At 69.1% G+C, this 20695-nt stretch carries 20 protein-coding genes; 6 read left to right on the top strand and 14 right to left on the bottom strand.

The window, feature by feature from the left end; translation table 11 throughout:
• Nucleotides 1–274: 274 nt before the first annotated feature.
• Nucleotides 275–1957, top strand: a complete 1683-nt coding sequence (locus tag ACQHIV_RS28675; protein ID WP_427886838.1) for an ABC transporter ATP-binding protein — start codon at nt 275–277, stop codon at nt 1955–1957.
• On the opposite strand, the gene ACQHIV_RS28670 is transcribed toward ACQHIV_RS28675, so the two are convergent.
• The gene (locus ACQHIV_RS28670; RefSeq protein ID WP_427886836.1) at nt 1916–2695 is read right to left on the bottom strand and encodes an ABC transporter permease; all 780 of its coding nucleotides are present in this window, start codon (nt 2693–2695) and stop codon (nt 1916–1918) included. The two genes, ACQHIV_RS28675 and ACQHIV_RS28670, sit on opposite strands and share 42 nt — an antisense overlap.
• Entirely contained in the window at nt 2692–3639 is a 948-nt protein-coding gene (locus ACQHIV_RS28665) for an ATP-binding cassette domain-containing protein (protein ID WP_427886834.1), read from the bottom strand. Before ACQHIV_RS28665 ends, ACQHIV_RS28670 begins: the two co-directional genes overlap by 4 nt.
• A 96-nt stretch (nt 3640–3735) precedes the next feature.
• On the opposite strand from ACQHIV_RS28665, the gene ACQHIV_RS28660 reads away from it, so the two are divergent.
• Entirely contained in the window at nt 3736–4494 is a 759-nt protein-coding gene (locus tag ACQHIV_RS28660; RefSeq protein ID WP_427886832.1) for a TetR/AcrR family transcriptional regulator, read from the top strand.
• A gap of 91 nt (nt 4495–4585) precedes the next feature.
• On the opposite strand, the gene ACQHIV_RS28655 is transcribed toward ACQHIV_RS28660, so the two are convergent.
• The 5 genes from ACQHIV_RS28655 to ACQHIV_RS28635 form a co-directional block, all read right to left on the bottom strand.
• The gene (locus tag ACQHIV_RS28655; RefSeq protein ID WP_427886830.1) at nt 4586–5188 is read right to left on the bottom strand and encodes an FMN reductase; all 603 of its coding nucleotides are present in this window, start codon (nt 5186–5188) and stop codon (nt 4586–4588) included.
• A complete protein-coding gene (locus ACQHIV_RS28650) occupies nt 5185–6324 on the bottom strand; it encodes an LLM class flavin-dependent oxidoreductase (protein WP_427886828.1) in 1140 nt (379 codons plus the stop codon). The genes ACQHIV_RS28655 and ACQHIV_RS28650 overlap by 4 nt, the downstream gene beginning before the upstream one ends.
• A gap of 117 nt (nt 6325–6441) precedes the next feature.
• Complete coding sequence (locus tag ACQHIV_RS28645; protein ID WP_427886826.1) at nt 6442–6786, bottom strand: tetratricopeptide repeat protein; 345 nt, start codon at nt 6784–6786, stop codon at nt 6442–6444.
• Nucleotides 6787–6825: 39 nt separating this feature from the next.
• Nucleotides 6826–7701 (bottom strand): aldo/keto reductase, encoded by an 876-nt coding sequence (locus tag ACQHIV_RS28640; RefSeq protein WP_427886825.1) that lies wholly within the window; start codon nt 7699–7701, stop codon nt 6826–6828.
• Between the two features lie 75 nt (nt 7702–7776).
• Nucleotides 7777–8616 carry a helix-turn-helix transcriptional regulator gene (locus ACQHIV_RS28635; RefSeq protein ID WP_427886823.1) on the bottom strand — a complete coding sequence of 280 codons (840 nt, stop codon included), beginning with the start codon at nt 8614–8616 and terminating at the stop codon, nt 7777–7779.
• An 85-nt stretch (nt 8617–8701) separates the two neighbouring features.
• Between ACQHIV_RS28635 and ACQHIV_RS28630 the strand changes: the two genes are divergently transcribed.
• Together ACQHIV_RS28630 and ACQHIV_RS28625 are read left to right on the top strand one after the other, a co-directional pair.
• Complete coding sequence (locus ACQHIV_RS28630; protein ID WP_427886821.1) at nt 8702–9448, top strand: SDR family NAD(P)-dependent oxidoreductase; 747 nt, start codon at nt 8702–8704, stop codon at nt 9446–9448.
• A gap of 24 nt (nt 9449–9472) precedes the next feature.
• A complete protein-coding gene (locus ACQHIV_RS28625) occupies nt 9473–9961 on the top strand; it encodes an N-acetyltransferase family protein (RefSeq protein WP_427886819.1) in 489 nt (162 codons plus the stop codon).
• Here ACQHIV_RS28625 and ACQHIV_RS28620 read toward each other — a convergent pair.
• From ACQHIV_RS28620 to ACQHIV_RS28590, 7 genes are all read right to left on the bottom strand, one after another.
• Entirely contained in the window at nt 9954–10991 is a 1038-nt protein-coding gene (locus tag ACQHIV_RS28620; RefSeq protein ID WP_427886817.1) for a ParB-like protein, read from the bottom strand. The genes ACQHIV_RS28625 and ACQHIV_RS28620 overlap by 8 nt on opposite strands.
• A gap of 54 nt (nt 10992–11045) precedes the next feature.
• Nucleotides 11046–12485: a diguanylate cyclase domain-containing protein gene (locus ACQHIV_RS28615; RefSeq protein WP_427886815.1), complete on the bottom strand. Its 1440-nt coding sequence runs from the start codon at nt 12483–12485 to the stop codon at nt 11046–11048.
• 81 nt (nt 12486–12566) lie between these two features.
• Entirely contained in the window at nt 12567–13322 is a 756-nt protein-coding gene (locus ACQHIV_RS28610; protein ID WP_427886813.1) for a sugar phosphate isomerase/epimerase family protein, read from the bottom strand.
• A gap of 14 nt (nt 13323–13336) precedes the next feature.
• A complete protein-coding gene (locus tag ACQHIV_RS28605; protein WP_427886811.1) occupies nt 13337–14152 on the bottom strand; it encodes a sugar phosphate isomerase/epimerase family protein in 816 nt (271 codons plus the stop codon).
• Nucleotides 14149–15591: a dihydrodipicolinate synthase family protein gene (locus ACQHIV_RS28600; protein ID WP_427886810.1), complete on the bottom strand. Its 1443-nt coding sequence runs from the start codon at nt 15589–15591 to the stop codon at nt 14149–14151. The genes ACQHIV_RS28605 and ACQHIV_RS28600 overlap by 4 nt, the downstream gene beginning before the upstream one ends.
• Nucleotides 15591–16766, bottom strand: coding sequence for a Gfo/Idh/MocA family protein (locus ACQHIV_RS28595; RefSeq protein WP_427886808.1), 1176 nt, complete (start codon nt 16764–16766; stop codon nt 15591–15593). The genes ACQHIV_RS28600 and ACQHIV_RS28595 overlap by 1 nt, the downstream gene beginning before the upstream one ends.
• A 241-nt stretch (nt 16767–17007) precedes the next feature.
• Nucleotides 17008–18402: an FGGY family carbohydrate kinase gene (locus tag ACQHIV_RS28590; protein ID WP_427886806.1), complete on the bottom strand. Its 1395-nt coding sequence runs from the start codon at nt 18400–18402 to the stop codon at nt 17008–17010.
• A 113-nt stretch (nt 18403–18515) separates the two neighbouring features.
• On the opposite strand from ACQHIV_RS28590, the gene ACQHIV_RS28585 reads away from it, so the two are divergent.
• A complete protein-coding gene (locus tag ACQHIV_RS28585; protein ID WP_427886804.1) occupies nt 18516–19409 on the top strand; it encodes a nucleoside hydrolase in 894 nt (297 codons plus the stop codon).
• On the top strand, nt 19406–20692 hold the full coding sequence (locus ACQHIV_RS28580; RefSeq protein ID WP_427886802.1) for an ABC transporter substrate-binding protein: 1287 nt from the start codon (nt 19406–19408) through the stop codon (nt 20690–20692). The genes ACQHIV_RS28585 and ACQHIV_RS28580 overlap by 4 nt, the downstream gene beginning before the upstream one ends.
• Nucleotides 20693–20695 lie beyond the last annotated feature (3 nt).

The following is a 20695-nucleotide window of genomic DNA, read 5'->3' as shown; positions in this document are numbered from 1 at the left end:
GCCAGTAAGGGCTGACGGTTTCGCCAGGCTCGCTGGCTAACTTCGTGGTTGTCGCAAGCAGTTGACCGCGGCAACAAACACACCACGAAGGAGAACGTCATGAGCCTGAAGAAGGTTGCCCCGCTCCCGAAGAAGCACCCGGCCCCGAAGCCCGGTGCGTGCCACCAGAAGCCGGCCAAGAAGGCGCCGCGTCGCCGGCCGATCGCACGCTAGTCCTTCGACGGTGGGGCCTGCGGTTCGCAGGCCCCACCGGCGTGTCCGACGGGAGACGGCGATGACGATCCGGCAGGCGTTCGCGCGGTTCTGGCCGCTGACGCGCGGCGACCGGTGGTGGTACGCCCTGGTGTGTTGCTGCGTGATCGCGGCGGCGGTCTGCGAGACGGTCGCGATCCTGCTCTTCGGCAACCTCACCGATCACGCGCTGGAGCAGGGTTCGCTGCGCGCGTTCTGGCATCCGGCGACCGCGTGGCTGGTGGTCGCGGTCGTCGGCGCGATCATCGGATACCTCGGGAACTCGCTGGCGTTCTGGAGTGGTGAGCGGTTCGTACGCCGCCTGCGCGCACAGGTGTTCCGGCATGTGGAGGGCCTGCCGCCGGACTTCTTCCAGCGGTACCGGCGGGGCGACCTGGTTGAGCGGTTGAGCGGTGACGTCGAGGCGATCGAGCAGCTGGTGGTGTCCTCGACGATCGGCGTGCTGTCGGCGGTGTTCCGCGTTGTACTGTTCTCGGCCGCGGCGTTCTGGTTGCGGTGGGACCTCGCGCTGCTCACGTTCGTACTGGCGCCGCTGCTCTGGCTGGCCGCGAAGGTCTTCTCCGGGCCGATCCGGCGGTTCGCCCGCTCGGAGCGGGTCGCCGACGGCGCGATCACGTCCGTACTGGAAGAGTCGCTGGGGGCGATCGAGCTCACGCAGGCGTACAACCGGGCGTCGGCCGAGGAGCAGCGGCTGGACCGCGAGGCTGTCGCGTGGCTGTGGGCGTCGGTGAACGGCGCGCGGCGGAGTGAGCTGTACGAGCAGGTGGTCGAAGTACTGGAAACCCTGTGTGTGCTCGGGGTGATCGGGCTCGGGGTGTGGGAGATCTCGTACGGGCGGATGACGCTGGGGGCGCTGCTGTCGTTCGCGGCGTTCCTCGGGTACCTGTACCCGCCGTTGCGCAGCCTCGGCGAGCTCAACCTGACCGCGACCGCTGCCACCGCCGCGACCGAACGCCTGGACGAACTGCTGACCGCCGCACCGACCGTCGGCGATCCGGAGCACCCGGTCGAACTCGCGCACGTACGCGGGCGGGTCGAGTTCGACCGGGTCGGGTTCCGCTACCGGGACATGGACGTGCTGTCGGACTTCGGGCTGACCGTGGAGCCGGGCGAGTTCGTCGTAGTCACGGGCCCGAGCGGCAGCGGCAAGTCGACGGTCGCCAAGCTGCTGCTCCGCTTCCACGATCCGAGCGCGGGCGAGATCCGCCTGGACGGCGTACCCCTCACGTCTCTGGAGGTACGCCGCCTCCGCGAGCACATCACGCTGCTCCCGCAACAAACCCACGTCCTGCCGGGCACTATCCGCACGAACATCACCTACGGCCGCCCCGACGCGACCACTGCCGAGGTGATCGAGGCCGCCCGATCAGCCAACGCCCACACCTTCATCACCGCCCTCCCCGACGGCTACGACACCCCACTCTCCCCGTCGTCCCCCACCCTCTCCGGCGGCCAACTGAAACGCCTCACCCTGGCCAGAGCCCTACTCCGCAACACCCCCGTCCTCATCCTCGACGAACCCACCACCGGCCTAGACGCCCCCACCGCCCACAACCTCGTCCAGTCCCTCCCCCCAACCCGAACCACAATCCTCATAACCCACGACCCCACCCTCCACCAGCACGCCGACCGAGTGATCAACCTCGGCGTACCGGCGGAAGGATCATCGCGACAGGGTGCGGTAGCGGTGGGCGGAGAGGGGTAGGAAGATCGCGGTCAGCAGCAGGGGGGCGATGATCGCGGCGGTGCCTGCGTGCTCGCCGATCCACGTTGCTGTGCTGGACGGGTCCGGGTTGCCGAACAGTTCCCGTGCTGCGGTTGCCGTTGCGGACAGTGGGTTCCATTGGGCGATCGTGCCGAGCCAGTCCGGCATCGTCGACGTGGCGACGAAGGTGCTGGACAGGAACCCGATCGGCCACACCAGCACCTGTACCACCGTCACACTTTGAGCGTTCTTCACCGAGAGCCCGATGAAGATCCCCACCCACAACAGCGCGAACCGGAGCAGCAGCAACAGCCCGAACGCCGCCACCGCCGACGGCAAACCCTCATGCCATCGCCACCCCAGCGCAAGCCCCGTCGCCACCAGCACCGCCAGCGTGACGACCGAGTCGAGCAGATCCGCGATGCACCGCCCCAGCACCACCGCCGCCGAGCTCATCGGCAGCGACCGGAACCGGTCCGTCACCCCCTTCGACACATCCGTCGCGACCGCCGTCATCGTCCCCTCGAGCCCGAAAAGCATCGCCAACGCGAAGATCCCCGGCACCAGCAACTCGTAGTACGACGCGTCCGACGCCATCGCCCCGCCCAGCAACCCGCCGAACAGCAGCAACATCAGCACCGGGAAGAACCACGTGAACACCACCAGCCCCGGCTGCATCCGCCAATGCAGGAAGGTCCGGCGCGCGATCGTCCAGCTGTCTGCCAGCACCCACCTCACGCCGCCACCTCCGCCCCGGTCAGGTGCAGGAAGACCTCGTCCAGCGTCGGCCTTCGCAACGTGATGTCCTCCGGCTCGATCTTTGCCTCATGCAACGAGTTCGCCATCACCACCAGCGCTTTCGTCCGATCCTTGACCGGAATGCTGACCCGTACGTCGCTCACCCGCACCTCCCCGTCCGCCAGCGGCGCCGCCAGCTCGACCACCCGCGCCACCTCGGCCGGATCCGCGAGTACCAGCTCCAGCCGGTCCGAACCCAACTGGGTCTTCAGCTCGTCGGGCGTCCCCTCCGCGACCACCCGTCCCGCCTTCAGCATCGAGATCCGGTTCGCCAGCTGATCCGCCTCCTCCAGGTACTGCGTCGTCAGCAACACGGTCGTACCGCCGTCGACCAGTTGCCGGACGGCGTTCCACACCTCGATCCGCCCGGCCGGGTCGAGCCCGGTCGTCGGCTCGTCCACGAACAGCACCCGCGGCGCCACGATCAGGCTCGCCGCGAGGTCGAGCCGGCGCCGCATGCCGCCGGAGTACTTGCTCACCGCCTGCCCGGCCGCCTCGACCAGATCGAACCGCTCCAGCAGTTCGTCCGCCCGGGCCTTCGCGTTCTTCAGATGGTTGAGCCGGCCGAACATCACCAGGTTCTGCCGCCCGGTCAGTACCTCGTCCACGGCGGCGTACTGGCCGACCAGCCCGATCCGCCGCCGTACCTCCGCTCCTTGCCGGCGTACGTCGTACCCGGCGATCGTCGCCGTACCGGAATCCAGGTCGAGCAGCGTGGACAGGATCCGCACCGCTGTCGTCTTGCCGGCGCCGTTCGGGCCGAGCAGCCCGGTCACGGTGCCGGCCGTGACCTCCAGGTCGAAGCCGTTCAGCCCCGCACCCTCCGTGCCGCCGCGGTAGTTCTTCCGTACGCCGGCGGCCTCGATCACTCGCTCCGTCGTCACTTCCCACCTCTCGTGTCGATGAACCGTAGCCTGTACCGTACATTGTACGGCTCAGGTACGATTCCTCCAACGACGAGCGGTGGAGGAAGGTTCCGAGTGGCGGGAAGAAAGGCGGCGGCGCCCGATCCGGCGCGCAGCCTGGCGCTGCTCTGGGGCAGCCACACCAAGCCCGGCCGCTCCGGCCTGACGGTCCGGGCGATCGTCGGCGCGGCGATCGAACTGGCGGACGTGTCGGGGCTGGACGCGCTCTCGATGCGGATGGTCGCCGACCGGCTGAAGGTCGGCACGATGTCGCTCTACACGCACGTCCCCGGCAAGGGCGAGCTGACCGACCTGATGTTCGACCAGGCGTACGGCGACCTGTACGCCGACGCGGAGCCGGCCGCCCAGGGCGACTGGCGCGCCGCCTTGGAGTTCATCGCCCGCAAGAACTGGGACGTACTCGTCGCGCACCCGTGGATCCACGACGTCCCGACGATGCGGACCGCGCTGGGCCCGAACATCACCCGCAAGTACGAGATCGAACTCCGCCCGCTGGACGGTCTGGGCCTGTCCGATGTCGAGATGGACTCGGCCCTGGCCCTCGTCCTCACCCACGTCCAAGGCACCGCCCGAGCCGGCGCCGAACAACTCCGCACCCAACGCGACTCCGGCCTCACCGACGAGGAGTGGTGGCGCCAGATCTCCCCGACCCTCACCGCGGTCATGACTGGCACCAACTTCCCCCTGGCCGGCCGCGTCGGCACCGCAGTAGGCGAACACTTCCAGTCCGCCCTAGACCCCGCCCACGCCCTCACCTTCGGCCTTGCTCGGATCCTCGACGGCATCGCCCTGCTCATCGACGAGCGGTCCTGAGGACCCCCAGGCCATCACAATCGCTCGGTGCGCGGGCAACGCCCGCTCAGGCGCGGCCGAAACTGTCAGTTGTGATGGCCTGGCGGTCCGCCTATCCGTTCAGCAGTTCCTCGAACGGGGTCGGGTTGGCGAATGGGTCTGTGGTGGTGGGGGTTTCGTGGTGGAGGGCGGCGACGAGTTCGGCGGCCGCCTGGGTGATGCGAGGGCGGAGGGTGGCGGCGTTCGGGCCCCAGTCGGTGGAGGCGGCGTACACGGCGGTGGGGACGGGGAGGGCCTTCAGGTAGGCGAAGAGCGGTCGCAGGGCGAACTCCAGCACCAGTGAGTGGCGCTCGGTGCCGCCGGTCGCGGCGAGGAGGACGGGCTTGCCGGCGAGCGCCTTGTCGTCCAGTACGTCGAAGAACATCTTGAACAGACCGGAGTACGACGCGCTGAAGGTCGGGCTGACCACGATCAGCGCGTCGGCCGCGGCGACCGTGTCCAGGACCTCCCGCAGCTTCGCGGGCGGGAACCCGGTCAGCAGGTTGTCGGTCAGCTCGTGGGCGTGGTCGCGTACTTCGATCAGCTCGACCCGCGAGCCGATGCCGCGCCCGGACAGCTCGTCGCGGACCGCCTCCGCCAGCTGGTCGGCGAGCAGCCGGGACGACGACGGCGTCGTCAGCCCGGCCGTCACCACGGCGATCACCTTGTCGTTCATCGGGTCGGCTCCTCGGCCGGCGTCGTCACCGGCGGCTCCTCGATCGTCTCCAGTTCGCGGGCGCGCTCGGCGGCGGCCTTCAGCGAGGCGTGCGTCGGCGCGTCCGGTACGTGCGCCGGCTTCAGCGCCGCGAACTCCTTCCGCAGGACCGGTACGACCTCCTCGCCAAGGATGTCCAACTGCTCCAGCACGGTCTTCAACGGCAACCCGGCATGGTCGATCAGGAACAACTGCCGCTGGTAGTCCCCGAAGTGCTCCCGGAACGACAGCGTCCGCTCGATCACCTGCTGCGGGCTCCCGACGGTCAGCGGCGTCTCCCGGCTGAAGTCCTCCAGCGTCGGCCCGTGCCCGTACACCGGCGCGTTGTCGAAGTACGGCCGGAACTCGCGGACCGCGTCCTGCGAGTTCTTCCGCATGAAGATCTGCCCGCCGAGCCCGACGATCGCCTGGTCGGCGGCGCCGTGCCCGTAGTGCTCGAAGCGCTGCCGGTACAGCTGGATCATCCGCTTGGTGTGCGAGATCGGCCAGAAGATGTTGTTGTGGAAGAACCCGTCCCCGTAGTACGCCGCCTGCTCGGCGATCTCGGGCGACCGGATCGACCCGTGCCAGACGAACGGCGGTACGTCGTCCAGCGGCCGCGGTGTCGCGGTGAACCCCTGCAACGGCGTCCGGAACTTGCCCTCCCAGTCGACGACGTCCTCGCGCCAGAGCCGGCGCAGCAGTGCGTAGTTCTCGATCGCGAGCGCGATCCCGTTCCGGATGTCCTGCCCGAACCACGGGTAGACCGGCCCGGTGTTGCCGCGCCCCATCATCAGGTCGACCCGGCCGTCGGCCAGGTGCTGCAGCATCGCGTAGTCCTCGGCGATCTTCACCGGGTCGTTGGTGGTGATCAGCGTCGTCGAGGTGGACAGCACGATCTTCGACGTCTGCGCGGCGACATACGCCAGCTGGGTGGTCGGCGAGGACGGCACGAACGGCGGGTTGTGGTGCTCACCCTGCGCGAACACGTCCAGCCCGGCCTCTTCGGCCTTGACCGCGATCCGCACCATCGCCTTGATCCGCTCGCCCTCGGACAGAGTGGTCCCGGTGGTCGGGTCCTCGGTCACGTCCCCGACGCTGAAAACGCCGAACTGCATCGGTCCTCCTCCAAGATGATTAACTATTAAACTACCAGAACGCGGAGCGACCGCAACTCATTCCGGACACACCGAAGGCCCGCGATCAGCGGATCACGGGCCTTCGGACGGTGCAGCTCAGACCGTATGCGGCGTCAGCAGCTCGTCGTCGCCGGTCAGCGCGGCGGCGATCCGCCGATGCTTCCCGGCCTCGTCCGGCCGCGACTGCCGCTCCAGCGTGCGAGCCATCATCAGATGGGCGTAGTACTCGGTGGGCTCACGTTCGATGACCGCCAGCAACTGCTCCTCGGCGGGCTTGAGAAGTGCGGCGTGGTAGTACGCCCGCGCCAGCAACAGCCGTGTCCCGACGTCCTCAGGCGTCTCGTCCACCACCGGCTGCAGCGCGCGGATCGCGCCGCGGTAATCACGGTCCTCGAAGTACTGCTGCCCGAGGCCGTAGCTCAATGCGCGCATGTCTTCCATGCGCTCCTCAACACGCGAGGTACGGCGAATATGCCCAGGTCAGGCCGCATCCAGTACGGCGACCTGGTCCGCCGTGAGCTGGAGGTCCACGGCGGCGTAGGAGTCGCGGATCGTCTCCGGCCGGCTGGAGCCGGGGATGGGGATGACGTGGGGGGACTTGGCGAGCATCCAGGCGAGGGTGAGGCGTTGGGGGGAGACGCCGAGTTCGGCGGCGAGGGTGTGGAAGGCGGGGTGCTTGGTGCCGAGGTCGCCGGCGCGGGTGATGCCGCCGAGGGGGGACCAGGGGAGGAACGCGATGCCGAGTTCGTCGCACAGGTCGAGCTCGGGTTCGCTGGAGCGGAAGGCGGGGGAGAACTGGTTCTGCACCGACACCAGCCGGCCGCCGAGGATCTCCTGGGCCTGCTTGATCTGGGCGGGGTTCGCGTTCGAGATGCCGGCCATCCGGATCTTGCCGGCGTCGAGCAGGTCGCGGATCGCGCCGATCGAGTCCGCGTACGGGACGCGCGGGTCCGGGCGGTGGAACTGGTACAGCCCGATCGCCTCCACGCCGAGCCGCTTCAGCGACGCCTCGGCCGCGGTGGCCAGGTACTTCGGGGAGCCGTCCTGCGTCCAGCTGCCGTCGCCGGGGCGCAGGTGGCCGCCCTTGGTGGCGACCAGGACGTTCGAGGTGTCGCCGCCGTACGACGCCAGCGCCTGGGCGATCAGGGTCTCGTTGTGGCCGTCGTCGGTCGCGGTCAGGTGGTACGCGTCGGCGGTGTCGATCAGCGTGATCCCGGCGTCGAGCGCGGCGTGGATGGTCGCGATCGACCGGGCCTCGTCGGGCCGGCCCTCGATCGACATCGGCATTCCGCCGAGTCCGATCGCGGACACCTCGACGTCACCGATCCGGCGGGTCTTGTTCGTGTCAGCTGCCATACGTCCAACCTCCCGCGCGCCCGGCGACAATTCCAACAGGAATATCCGCACACAGTGAGCAGCGGGAGTGCTTAATCACCCCGGTACGTCGAGCCGCTGGGTGCCGACGACCGAGAGCAGCCGAAGCGCCTCCTCCGACGGCGAGCCGGGTGTCGCGGTGTAGATGATGACCTGCTGGTCGCTGTCCGGGATCGCGAGCGCGTCGCAGTTCACCGTGACCAGGCCGACGAGCGGATGCTGGAACGACTTGCACAGCGTCGGCTCGCCCGCGATCTCGTGTGCCTCCCACAGCGCGGTGAACTCCTCGCTCGCGGACAGGTCGGCGATCAGCGAACGCAGCTCGGGGTCGTCCGGGTACCGCGCCGCGGTCACCCGCAGGTGGTTCACCGAGCTCCGGGCGAAGCGCGCGCCGTCGACGACGGAGTACACGTGCCGGTCGCCGCTGAGGAACGCGCGCCGGAGCAGGTTCCGTTCGGCGCGGGAGCGGACCGAGAAGTCCTCCATCAGCGCGGCCGCGAGGTGGTTCCAGGCGATCACCTCGTAGTACGCCGAGAGCACGATCGCGGCCGCGTTCGGCAGCCGGTCGAGCAGGTCGAGGATGCTCTGCCGTACTTCCCGAGGCGGCCCCACCGGCCGTACCGGCGGCACGCCCGCGAGGTCGTGCAGGTGGTTGCGCTCGGCATCGTTCAGCCGCAGCGCGCGGGACAGCCCGGCCAGGACTTCCGCGGACGGATGCGGCGCCCGGGCCTGCTCGAGGCGGGTGTAGTACTCGGTGGAGATGTACGCGAGCTGCGCGACCTCCTCCCGGCGGAGTCCCGGCGTACGGCGTCTGCGCCCGGCCGGCAGGCCGACGTCCGCCGGGGCGACCCGCTCCCTCCGGCTGCGCAGGAACACCGCAAGCTCCGCCTTGTCCACGTCTCCAGTCTGCCCCTTCGTCCGGCGTTAGCCAGGTACAACCGATGCCTGGTTACCGCTCCGCGGGCCTTGAAAGCTCGAAGGCATGAGCAAACTTCTCGACAACAAGGTCATCTTCATCACCGGCGCCGGCCGTGGGATCGGCGCCGCGGCCGCCAGGCTGTTCGTCGCCGAGGGCGCGCAGGTGATGCTCGCCGCCCGCACCGAGTCCGAAATCGCCGCCGTCGCCAAGGAACTCGACGCCCGGTACGTCGTCTGCGACCTGTCCGACCCGGACGCGATCGGCGCCGCCGTCGACCGGACCGTGGCCGAGTACGGCCGCCTGGACGCCGCCTTCAACAACGGCGCCGCCGGCCAGCAGCCCGGCCCGATGGACGGGCTCACCCCGGCGGAGTTCGACCAGGTGTACGCCGTGAACCTGCGCGGCGTCTGGTCCGCGATGGTCGCCGAGGTCACCGCGATCCGCGCCACCAGCGGCCACGGCAGCATCGTGAACACGTCGAGCGTCGGCAGCTTCGCGGGCAACCCGGCGCTCCCGGCGTACGGCGCCCTGAAACGCGCGGTGAACAGCCTGACGGAGTCGGCCGCGATCACGTACGGCCCGGAGAACATCCGGGTGAACGCGATCGCCCCCGGCACCACGCTGACCGAGATGCTCCAGGACTGGGACCGCGCCCAGCCCGGCGTGATCGACACGCTGATCGCCCGCGCCCCGATCGGCCGCGGCGCCGCCCCCGCGGAGGTCGCCGAGGCCGCCGCCTGGCTGCTCAGCGACCGCGCCTCGTACGTCACCGGCGCCGTACTCCGGGTGGACGGCGGTCTCGGGGTGTAAGGGCGACACGGCAGGATAGGCGCCATGCAGATCGACGAGCGGATCCGCCGGGCGCGACCGGACGACGTACCGGCGCTGGTGGAGCTGGTGTACGCGCTGGCCGAGTACGAGCGTGCTCCCGAGGAGTGCCACCTGACCGAGGAGCAGCTGCACGCCGCGCTCTTCGGCGCCAATCCCGCCACCTTCTGCCACGTCGCCGAACACGAGGGCCAGATCGTCGGCTGCGCGATCTGGTTCCTCAACTTCTCCACCTGGCGCGGCGTCCACGGCATCTACCTCGAGGACCTCTTCGTCCGCCCCGAGATCCGCGGCACCGGCCTCGGCAAGGCCCTGCTCACCGCCCTCGCCCAGGAATGCGTCCGCAACAACTACGAACGCCTCGAATGGTCCGTCCTCAACTGGAACACCCCCGCCATCGACTTCTACAAGTCCCTCGGCGCCAAACCCCAGGACGAATGGACCGTCTACCGCCTCACCGACGAGGCCCTCTCCGCCCTGGCGGCGACTACTTGAGGCCGTGGGCCTTCTTGTATTCCAGCGTGTAGGCGATCTTGCCGGGCTTGGAGTCGGTGTAGGGCTTGGTCAGCTTGTCGAACTCGCCCTTGGTTTCGGCCTTGCCGTCGTTCCATTCGTCCAGCGCGCCCAGCTGGTTCGCGGTGAAGCCGCTGCCGACGAGCTGGTCCTTCGGTACGGCGACCATCGCCTTTGTGAAGGTCTTGACGGCGGCGAGGTAGCTCGTGGAGTCGTTGTTGTCCCAGCTCTTCAGGCCGCCCGGGTGTGTCTCGCGGATCCAGTCGCCCCAGTAGAACTCCTGGAACGCCAGGCCGTTCTGGGCGTAGCCGATGTCGCGGCCGAAGTACAGCAGGCTCCGGTACTTGTCGTTCTGGAAGTTCGCCAGGCCGACGTTGTTCGGCAGCTTGTTCACGCTGACCGGGTTGCCTTCGGGGTCGCGCAGGTACGTCCACTTGTTGGCCTGCATCGTGGCCCAGAAGTCCTGCCGGGTGAGCGTGCTGAGGTTCGCGACGACGCGCAGCCGGACGTGCAGGTTCGGGCCGCCGTCGGGCGTCTCGTCGAACGCCGTCAGCGTGTGGTGCCCGTCGGTCAGGTACGGCCGGCCGCCGGGGCCGATCACGACGGTCTTCATCGCCGCGACGCTGTCCGCGGTCTCGCTCCCGACCGGCAGCTCACAGCTGAACGACGACGGGTCGTCGAGCCGCGCGCCGGCCTTCACCGAGTCTGCCTCGACCCGGCCGTCGGCCTCGCACCAGTCGTCGAACTTCTTGTTCACCGCGTCCTTGCCAAGCGTGTAGCGCCCGAGCTTGTAGTACACCTCGTCGTACCCGAGCGACGGCTGGGTCGGGTGGACGTCGCCGATCCGTACGTCGAGCAGCTCGCCGGGCGCGGCGCACAGGTACTGCGAGTACGGCGTACTGCGTTGGTCGTGCCCGCAGAACGACGGGTGGGTGCCGGCGTTCGCCGGGGCGGCGCTGATCGTCGTACCCACCAGCACGGCAGCGACCGCGGCAAAGTGCTTGAATTTCATGGGCAGAGATTGCCCGGTCCATGCGGCGCGGGACCCAACTCGAGGTGAACAGTCCTACGAGCGGTTCTTCTTCGCGACGTACATCGCCTGGTCCGCCTCGTGCAGGAGCGCATCGAGGTCGCTGGTGGTGGGCGTGATCGGGACCGTGCCGACGCTGGTGGTGACCAGGATGTCGATGTCCGGCAGCGGCCGGCTGACCGCGTCCTCCAGCCGGGTGATCAGCGTGTCGAGGTCGTCCCCGGTGATGTCCTCGGCGAGTACGGCGAACTCGTCGCCGCCGAGCCGCGCCACGGTGTCGCCGTGCCGGACCGCCGTACTGAGCCGGGTGGCGATCTCGCGCAGCGCGTGGTCCCCGGCCTCGTGCCCGTAGCTGTCGTTGACCAGCTTGAAGTGGTTGAGGTCGCAGAACAGCAGCGCGCCCGGCCGGCCCGTGAACCTGGTCTGCGCCAGGACCTTCGCGAACCTCTGCTGCAGCAGCCGCCGGTTCGGCAGGCCGGTCAGCGGGTCGTGCGCGGCGTGGTGCCGGAGCTTGCGCTCGGCGTCCTTGCGGGCCGTCACGTCGTCGATCTGCACCAGCAGGATCCGCGACTGCCCGGCGCCCTGCTCGACCAGGGACGCCGTACCGCCGAGCCAGATCGCGTTCCCGCTCGGCTGCGTGAACACCCGCTCGAACCGGTACGTACCGTTGCTGGCGGCAACTTCCTCCAGTTCGGTCCGGGTCTGCTCCGGCTCGTCGTCGCGCAGGAAGCTGACCAGCCGCATGCCGACCAGCTGGTCCGCGGTGTAGCCGGTGATCCGGCAGAACGCGTCGTTCACCCGCAGGATCCGGCCCAGGTCGGGCCCGTCGAACGCGATCGTCGCCATCCCGTTCCCGGCGCCCTCGAAGACCAGCCGGAACGTCGCCTCGCTGGCCTCCAGCCGGGTCTTCTCGGCCAGCAGCTGATCGGTGAGCCGGGCCTTGTCGATCGCCACGCCGGCCTGGGTCGCGAAGATCTCCAGCAGTTCCCGGTGGATCGGCCCCGGCCGCCGATGGTCCTCCGGCAGGTCGACCGAGAGCATCCCGACCAGCTCGCCCTCGGACGAGTACAGCGGCGCGAACAGGGCGTCCAGCGGATGCCACGCGTCCGGCGCGTCGGACACCGGTACGTCGGGAACCCAGCCGGTCACCTCGCCCTCCGGCAGCCGCTCGTGCGGCACGAACCGCAGCTTGCCCCAGACGTCCGCGATCGCGAACTCCGCGTCGAACAGGTCCGCCGCGCTCACCCGCCCGAGGAGCGCGGCCCGGGCCTCCGGGGACCCGGCCACCGCGATCACCTCGAACTTGCCGTCCGGGTAGCGCAGGTTCAGCACCGCGATGCCGAACCCGAGCCCGTCCACGACACCGTCGACGACAGCCTGCAGCGTCTCGGCAAGGCTGCGCCCGGCGCCCATCCGCGCGCTCACCTCGTACAGGCGCCGGACGGCGGACAGCCGGACCGCGGGCTCGTTCTGCACCCGTCGAGAATAGGCCGATTTCACCCGCGGTGAGCAGCCGTATCCACAGCTGACCCGGTTAAGCGTTTGTTGTCACAGGCGTCAGTACCGCAGTTCGGTCAGGCCGCGGTAGCTCCGCTCAGCTGAGTGCCAGGCGTCCGTGGGCTTGTCGTGCTCGACCAGATACTGCTGTACGCCACCGGACTCGGCGTGCGCGAACATCGCGCCGAAGTCCAGCTTGCCGGCGCCGACGTCCTCCCAGGAGCCGTCCTCGGCCATGTCCTTCACGTGCAGCGCGGGGAACCGGCCCGGGTGCTCCTGGAACAGCTTCGCCGGGTCGTGCCCGCCGTCCACCGCCCAGTACAGATCCAGCTCGAACCCGAGCAGCTCCGGGTCGACGTCCAGCAGGATGTCATACAGCACCCGCCCGTCCACCTCGTCGAAGTCGTGCCCGTGGTTGTGGAACAGCAGCTTCAGCCCCGCGTCCCGCGCCGCCTTGCCGGCCTCCGCGAACGCGGCCGCCGCGGTCTTGAACCCTTCGACCGAGTGCAGCTCCGACGGAATCGACGGTACGACGGCCCACTGCGCACCGAGCGTCCGTACGTCGGCCAGCGCGCCCGCCCAGTCGTCGCTCATCCGCGCGTACCCGACATGCTCCAGCACGATCCCCAGCCCCGCGTCGTCCGCGAACCCCCGGATCTCCTCCGCGCTGTGCTCGAACCGCCCACTCACCCCCACGGTCCGATACCCGATCCCGGCAAGCCGCTTCAGCGTCCCCGGGTAGTCCTGGGCCAGCACGTCTCGCATCGTGTACAGGTGCATCCCGATACCGTCGGCGGGGATGGTCCGGTCAGTCATACAGGCAACTCCTTCTAGAGGACGTGTTCCTGATACCTCGCGTACGCCAGGTCGAACACCTCGTGACCCGGCGAGTCCCACAGTTGCTGGTTGAAGATCTCGACCTCGATCGGGCCGTCGTAACCGGCGGCGTCGCAGGCTGCGCGGAGGCGGCGGAGCTCGATCGTGCCGTCGCCCATCATGCCCCGGCCGAGCAACGTGTCGGCGGGCAGCGGTACCACCCAGTCGCTGACCTGGTACGAGACGATCCGCGCGCCGGCCCGTTCGATCTGCCGGTACACGTCCGCGTCCCACCACAGGTGGTACGCGTCCACGACCACGCCGACCTGTTCGACCGGGAACTGCTCGGCCAGGTCGAGCGCGCCGCCGAGCGACGACACCACGCAGCGGTCCGAGCAGAACATCGGGTGCAGCGCCTCGACCGCCAGCGTGACCCCGCGTTCGGCGGCGTACGGCGCCAGCTCGGCGATGCCGTCGCGGACCATCGCGCGGGCGCCGTCGAGATCCCGGGAACCGGGCGGGAGGCCGCCGCTGACCAGGACGAGGACCGGCGTACCGATGGTGGCGGCCTCGTCGATCGCGCGGCGGTTGTCCTCGATCCTGGCCTGCCGTTCGGCGGCGTCGGCCGAGGTGAAGAAGCCGCTGCGGCACAGCGACGAGACCTTCAGGCCGGCGTCGGCGACCAGCTTCGCGGTCTTCTCCACGCCGTACTCCTGGATCGGTTCGCGCCACAGGCCGACCCACTCCAGCCCGGCCTTCGCGCTGGCGCCGACGACATCCTCGAGCGGCCAGTACTTCGTGGTCGCCTGGTTGAGGCTGTACCGGTTCATGCGTCGATCCCGCCGACGCGGAGGAGCTGCCGGAACCGGTCGACGGCGAGCTCCGGATTCGTCAGTACGCCGGCCTGGTCCGCCAGCCGGAACGTGTCCGCCAGATGCGGCAACGACCGCCCGGTCTGCAGCCCGCCGACCATCGTGAACCCGGGCTGGAACCCGTTCAGCCAGGCGAGGAAGGCGATCCCGGTCTTGTAGTAGTACGTCGGCGCCGAAAAGATCTGCCGAGCAAGGGGAACCGTAGGCGCAAACACCCGCTCGTAGGTCGCCGCATCACCACGGTCCAGGGCACTCAGGGCAGCTGCAGCAGCCGGGGCAATCGCGGCGAAGATGCCGAGCAGTGCGTCACTGTGCCGCTCGCCGTCACCGCGGATCAGCTCCGGATAATTGAAGTCGTCACCTGTGTAGAGCCGTACGCCGTCCGGAAGCTGATTGCGTAGAGCAACTTCCTTCGACGCGTCGAGCAACGAGATCTTGATCCCGTCGACGTTCGCGGTGTTGTCGTTGATCAGGTCCACGACGAACGCACACGCCGAGTCGAACGAGCTGCTGCCCCAGTACCCTTCCAGAGCGGGATCGAACATGGGGCCCAGCCAGTGCAGGATGACCGGACGGCTGGACTGCGTGAGCAGGCGGTCGTACACCTTGCGGTAGTCGTCCGGCGACTCGGCCGCCGCGCACAACGCCCGGCTGGCCATCATGATCGGCCGCGCACCGGCTGCCTCCGCGACCGCGAGCTGTTCTTCGTAGGCGCCGATCACGACGTCCACCGAATGGTTGCCAGCGGCAAGTTGATCGGTGCCGACCCCGACCGCGATCCGCCCGTCCGGAGCTTCCGCCGCCGACCGCCGGATCAGCTCCTGGGTGGCCGTCCAGTCCAGCCCCATCCCACGCTGCGCGGTGTCCATCGCCTCCGCGACCGACAACCCCAACGACCACAGATGCCGCCGGAACCCCAGCGTATGCTCCCAGTCCACCACCGCCGGCGCCCCCGGTGAGTTGTCCCCCACCGGATCCCCCACCACATGAGCCGCCGCAAACGCCAACCGCGAGCTCGCGGGAGCGTAGTTGCCATCAGCAACCGGCCGGCCGACCAGCCGATACGTCTCCAGCCCACCCCCGCCCCCACGCACCCCGCCACCCGCGCCGTACACCCCTGCGCCGTGCCCACCCGCACCAGCGCCCTGCGCGCCACCCGCGTCCGCACCATGCGCACCACCCACACTCGCGCCCGTGCCGCGCGCGCCACCCGCGCCATGCGCACCACCCACACTCGCGCCCGTGCCGCGCGGGCCACGCGCGTCCGCACCCGCGTCGTGAGCACCACCCGCCCCCGCGCCTGCGCGGTGAGCGCGACCAGCGCCCGCGCCGTGCGCGCTCTCCGGTGAGCCGCCGGAGGTGGTGAGGCTCGGCGGGAGGCGGAGTTCGAGCGCCATCAGTTCGCCTTCAGGTCGAGGGTGGGGACCTGGAGTTTGCGGCCTTCGTGCCAGGACTTGAGGCCGAGTTCGGCGAGCTGTACGCCCTTGGCGGCCTCGACGAAGTCCCAGGTGAAGGGGGCGTCGTCGACGACGTGGCGGAGGAACATCTCCCACTGGACCTTGAACCCGTTGTCGAACTGCTCGTTGTCCGGCACCGTCGCCCACTGGTCGCGGAACTTCTCGGTGGCCGGGATGTCCGGGTTCCAGACCGGCTTCGGGGTCGCCGAGCGGTGCTGCACGCGGCAGTTCCGCAGTCCGGCGACCGCGGACCCCTCGGTCCCGTCCACGTGGAACTCGACCAGCTCGTCCCGGAACACCCGGGTCGCCCACGACGAGTTCAGCTGCGCGACGATCCCGCCCTCCAGTTCGAACACGCCGTACGCCGCGTCGTCCGCGGTCGCGGCGTACTCGTTGCCGCTCTCGTCGACCCGGGCCGGGATGTGCGTCGCGCCCTGGCAGTACACCGACTGGACCGCGCCGAACGTCTGGTCGAGCACGTACCGCCAGTGGCAGAACATGTCCAGGATGATGCCGCCGCCCTCTTCGGACTTGTAGTTCCAGGACGGCCGCTGCGCCTCCTGCCAGTCACCCTCGAAGACCCAGTAGCCGAACTCGCCGCGCACCGACAGGATCCGGCCGAAGAACCCGCCGTCGACCAGCCGCTTCAGCTTCCGCAGGCCGGGCAGCGACAGCTTGTCCATCACCACGCCGTTCTTCAGCCCGGACCCGACCACCAGTTTCGCCAGGTCGACGGCGGCGTCGAGGCTCTCCGCGATCGGCTTCTCGCAGTAGATCGCCTTGCCGGCCTCGACCGCGGCCCGGACGCCCTTCTCGCGGAGCTGGGTGAGCTGGGAGTCGAAGTAGATCTCGACGTCCGGCGCGGCCAGAGCTTCGGCGAGGTCGGTGGTCCAGCGTTCCAGCCCGTACTGCTCGGCGATCTTGCGCAGCTTCAGCTCGTTCCGGCCGACCAGGATCGGCTCGGGGATGATCATCGTGCCGTCGGCGGCCGGGATCCCGCCCTGCTCGCGGATCGCCACGATGGAACGCTCGAGGTGCTGGCGCAGGCCCATCCGGCCGGTGACGCCGTTCATCACGATGCCGATGCGTCGCTCGTTCACAGTCTTGCCTCTCACGTCCGGCGCCCTTGGAAAGGGCTTTCCAAGATTCTGATCGCAACCATAGGTGGGCGTAAAGATCCAGTCAACCTGTAACGGAAAGCGATCTCCAGGCGCACGGGTGCACATCGACAGGACATGTCCGCCGACGGCTCTCGGCCTGAGCCTGCTCGAAGCCCATTGCGGTCGGCTTTGGGTGTATATGTCCTGTCGTTATGTCCTGCCGCGCGGCAGGCGGCAGGTGCTCGCGGCGGTGGTGTCAGGTGGTCCGGGCGGCGGCGATGGCGGCTGACCAGCGGGCGCGGCGGTCGGTGCGGACCGCCGGGGTGAGGTGGGGTTCGAAGCGGCGGTATGTGCGGTCCTTCGACCAGTCCGTGGTCGCGCCGAGGGTGGACCAGGCCAGTTCGGCCGCGCCGAGGGCGGAGATCTCCGGTACGTCGGCCGCCTCGACCGGGCCGCCGAGGAGGTCCGCCTGGGTCTGCATGAGCAGGTCCGAGACCGTCGCACCGCCGTCGGCGCGGAGGGTGGTGAGATCGCCCGGGATCGTGTCGGTGATGTCGCAGATCTGGTGCGCGACCGCGTCGACCGCCGCGCGCGCGATATGGGCGCGGGTGCTGGAGCTGCTCATGCCGGTCAGGGCGGCGCGTGCCTCGCGGTCCCAGTGTGGTGCGCCGAGCCCGGCGAAGGCCGGCACGAGTACGACGCCGTCGGCCGCCGGCACGGTTGCCGCGAGCTCCATCAGCGCGCCGACGTCCGGGAGGCCGAGCAGGTCCGCGGTCCAGGCGAGCGCGGCGCCGGAGGAGACGATGTTGCCCTCGAGCGCGTAGACGGGGCGGTCGGTCAGCCAGGCGAGCGTGCAGCCGCCCGGCACGAACTCCGCGACCGGCGTCATCACCGAGGATCCGGTGCCGTACGTCGCCTTGACCATCCCGGCCGCGGTGCAGCCCTGTCCGTACATCGCGGCATGCGAATCCGCGAGTACGGCGACGATCGGGATCCCGTCAGGCAGCCCGGGCACGCCCTTCGTGGACCCGAACCCGGCGTCGGACGGCCGCACCTCCGCAAGCGCTCCGCGTGGCACCCCGAACGCCTCCAGCAGTTCTGCGGACCAGTCCAGGGAGATCAGGTCGTACAGCAAAGTACGAGATGCGTTCCCCGCGTCGGTCAGATGCTCGCGGCAACCGGTCAGCCGATGGATCAGCCAGCTGTCGACGGTGCCGACGTACGCGTCGGAGCGGTCGAGCAACCACCGCATCTTCGGTGCGGAGAACATCGCGTCGACCCGGAGCCCGGTGCGCCGCCGTACCAGCTCGTCAACCGCACCGGGTAGTTGGGCGCACCAACTACTAGTACGAACGTCCTGCCATCCCAGGACCGCCCCGACGGGATGCCCGGAGCGATCCCACCCCACAACGGACTCGCGCTGGGTCGAGAGCGCGACCCCGACGATCTCCATCTCAGGAAGCAAGCAGGCCTGCACCGCCTTCAGCGTGCTCTGCCACAAGTCCTCGGCGTCCTGTTCCACCCAGCCGGGTTGTGGGGTCGAGAGGGCGACGGGGGACGAGCCGGTGGCGAGGACTGATCCGTCGGCGGTGATCAGGGCTGCTTTCGAGTTGGTGGTGCCCTGATCGATCGCGAGTACCGCCTGGAGCATCGGCCCTCCAAGTTTCAACTGAGGTCTTGACGGGACTCTAGCGCCGTGGTGACACTCAGGGCGACACGTTATGCACTATTGAATATCTATTCGCACCGAGGTGGGAGTCAAGCGTGAAGCCGAGTAGACGCCGGGTGATCATCAACACCGATGCCAAGAACGAGGCCGACGACCAGTTCGCGATCGTGCACGGACTGTTGTCGCCGACCTTCGACGTCCGCGGGCTGATTCCCGCGCACTTCGGCACCCGCCGGTCGGACCGGAGCATGGAAGAGTCCCGCGCGGAGATCGACCTGCTGCTGGACCTGATGGACCTGACCGGCAAGGTCACGGTCGCGAACGGCGCGACCACCGGCATCCCCGACGAGCGGACGCCGCTGGACTCGCCCGGCGCCCGGCTGATCATCGAGGAGTCCAAGCTGGCCTCGAAGGACGACCCGCTGTTCGTGTCGTTCCTCGGTCCGCTCACCGACATGGCGTCGGCGATCCTGCTCGACCCGGAGCTGGTGCACCGGGACGTGGTGGTGATCTGGATCGGCGGCCGCGGTTACCGCGGGTACCAGACGTACCCCGGGATCGAGTTCAACCTGTCCAACGACATCCACGCGGCCAACGTGGTGTTCGGCTCCGGGATGACGGTCTGGCAGGTGCCGAGCGACGTGTACACGAAGGTCTCGGTGAGCTACGCCGAGCTCGAGGAGCAGATCGGCGACGCCGGCCCGCTCGGGAAATACCTGATCGAGCAGCTGGTCGAGTGGAACGCGACGTACCACGGGGAACCGATCGAGTCGCGGTCGCTGGGGGACTCGCCCGCGATCGCACTGATGCTCTATCCCCGCAGCGGGGACATGCGGGTCCAGCCGGCGCCGCGGTTCGGTGTCGACGGCTGGTACCTGCCCGGGACCGACAACCCCATCCACGTCTGCGAGCAGGTCGACGTCCGCTTCCTGCTGGCGGACATGTTCGCCAAGATCCGCCGTTTCGCCCGCCAAAGGAGTGCTCAATGATCACCCGTCGAGGTTTCCTGGGGTTCACGTCCGCCGCCGCGCTCGGCGCCGGTCTCACTGCCTGCACGGGCGGTGGTACGTCGACCAGCAGCGGATCCACCGGTGCCGCGTCGAACAACCTGCGCCTGTTCACCTACGAGGACGACTCGACGATCGGCCTGCTGAAGGCGCAGATCAAGAAGTTCGACGAGCAGAACGGTACGACGACCACCGTCGACAGCCTGCCCGGTTCGGGCGCCGCGGTGTACCCGGACAAGCTCCGCACCGAGCTGCTCGGCGGCAAGGGCCCGGACGTCTGGCGGATCTGGGGCGGTCAGATCGGCAGCCCGTTCGCGAAGGCCAAGCAGGCCCTGGACCTGGGCAAGTACTACGACAAGTTCGGCTGGGACTCCAAGCTGAACACCACCGCGATCACCGGGATGACCTTCGACGGCGTGAAGTCCGGCGTACCGTTCGTGCAGCTCGGGCTCGGTGCCTGGTACAACAAGTCGCTGTTCGCGAAGGCCGGCGTCAGTGCGCCGCCGACGACGTACGCCGAGCTCGAGGCCGTGAACGACAAACTGGTGGCTGTCGGTGTCACGCCGTGCGGGCTCGGTGGCAAGTACGGCTGGGACATCATGCGGCTGTTCGAGTACCTGCTCGAGCACACCGCCGGGCCGGACCTGCACGACAAGCTGCTGACCGGCGCCGAGAGCTGGGACCGGCCCGAGGTGGTCGAGGCGTTCACCCTGTTCAAGAAGTGGCAGGACAAGAAGTGGCTGCCGCAAGGCGCGCTCGGCCTGGATCCGTCCGACGTCGAGCCGTGGTACGTGCAGGGCAAGACGGCGTACACGATCGCCGGGCAGTGGACCGAGGCCGGCGCGATCCTGAGTGCCAAGAAGAGCCCGTCCGGGTTCGGCAACTTCGAACTGCCGACCGACAAGACGCCGGCCCGGCACTCGGGCTTCGTCGAGGGCTACATGGTCAACGCCAAGACCGGGAACGCGGACAAGGCGGCCGCGCTGATCGACTTCATCGTGAAGCCCGAGACTCAGAAGGCGATGAACGTCACCGCCTCCACCGTGAAGGGCGCCGAGCCGGACCCGAAGACACTGCCGCTGTCTGCGGAGTGGTCGAAGAAGTACGGCAACAACGGGTTCTACACGATCCAGGACCAGGCGTTCCCGAAGAAGCAGGCCGACCAGTACTTCAGCGTGCAGAGCGACCTGCTGCAGGGCTCGGTCCAGCCGGACGCGGCGGCGAAGAAGATGCAGGACATCGTCTCCGCCTGGGCGAAGAGCTGAGCG

It is taken from the genome of Kribbella polygonati (assembly GCF_050320105.1).
Taxonomy (GTDB): Bacteria; Actinomycetota; Actinomycetes; order Propionibacteriales; family Kribbellaceae; genus Kribbella.
The sequence above is the reverse complement of the archived record's forward strand: the minus strand, read 5'-3'. Positions and strand labels throughout refer to the sequence as shown.

Excerpts from the sequence above, each read along its gene's own strand:
- ACQHIV_RS28580 (WP_427886802.1), top strand. The coding sequence starts at position 19,406 with ATGATCACCCGTCGAGGTTTCCTGGGGTTCACGTCCGCCGCCGCGCTC.
- ACQHIV_RS28640 (WP_427886825.1), bottom strand. The coding sequence starts at position 7,701 with ATGGCAGCTGACACGAACAAGACCCGCCGGATCGGTGACGTCGAGGTG.
- ACQHIV_RS28600 (WP_427886810.1), bottom strand. The coding sequence starts at position 15,591 with ATGGCGCTCGAACTCCGCCTCCCGCCGAGCCTCACCACCTCCGGCGGC.
- ACQHIV_RS28655 (WP_427886830.1), bottom strand. The coding sequence starts at position 5,188 with ATGAACGACAAGGTGATCGCCGTGGTGACGGCCGGGCTGACGACGCCG.
- ACQHIV_RS28630 (WP_427886821.1), top strand. The coding sequence starts at position 8,702 with ATGAGCAAACTTCTCGACAACAAGGTCATCTTCATCACCGGCGCCGGC.
- ACQHIV_RS28645 (WP_427886826.1), bottom strand. The coding sequence starts at position 6,786 with ATGGAAGACATGCGCGCATTGAGCTACGGCCTCGGGCAGCAGTACTTC.
- ACQHIV_RS28675 (WP_427886838.1), top strand. The coding sequence starts at position 275 with ATGACGATCCGGCAGGCGTTCGCGCGGTTCTGGCCGCTGACGCGCGGC.
- ACQHIV_RS28610 (WP_427886813.1), bottom strand. The coding sequence starts at position 13,322 with ATGACTGACCGGACCATCCCCGCCGACGGTATCGGGATGCACCTGTAC.
- ACQHIV_RS28650 (WP_427886828.1), bottom strand. The coding sequence starts at position 6,324 with ATGCAGTTCGGCGTTTTCAGCGTCGGGGACGTGACCGAGGACCCGACC.
- ACQHIV_RS28605 (WP_427886811.1), bottom strand. The coding sequence starts at position 14,152 with ATGAACCGGTACAGCCTCAACCAGGCGACCACGAAGTACTGGCCGCTC.
- ACQHIV_RS28620 (WP_427886817.1), bottom strand. The coding sequence starts at position 10,991 with ATGAAATTCAAGCACTTTGCCGCGGTCGCTGCCGTGCTGGTGGGTACG.
- ACQHIV_RS28625 (WP_427886819.1), top strand. The coding sequence starts at position 9,473 with ATGCAGATCGACGAGCGGATCCGCCGGGCGCGACCGGACGACGTACCG.
- ACQHIV_RS28590 (WP_427886806.1), bottom strand. The coding sequence starts at position 18,402 with ATGCTCCAGGCGGTACTCGCGATCGATCAGGGCACCACCAACTCGAAA.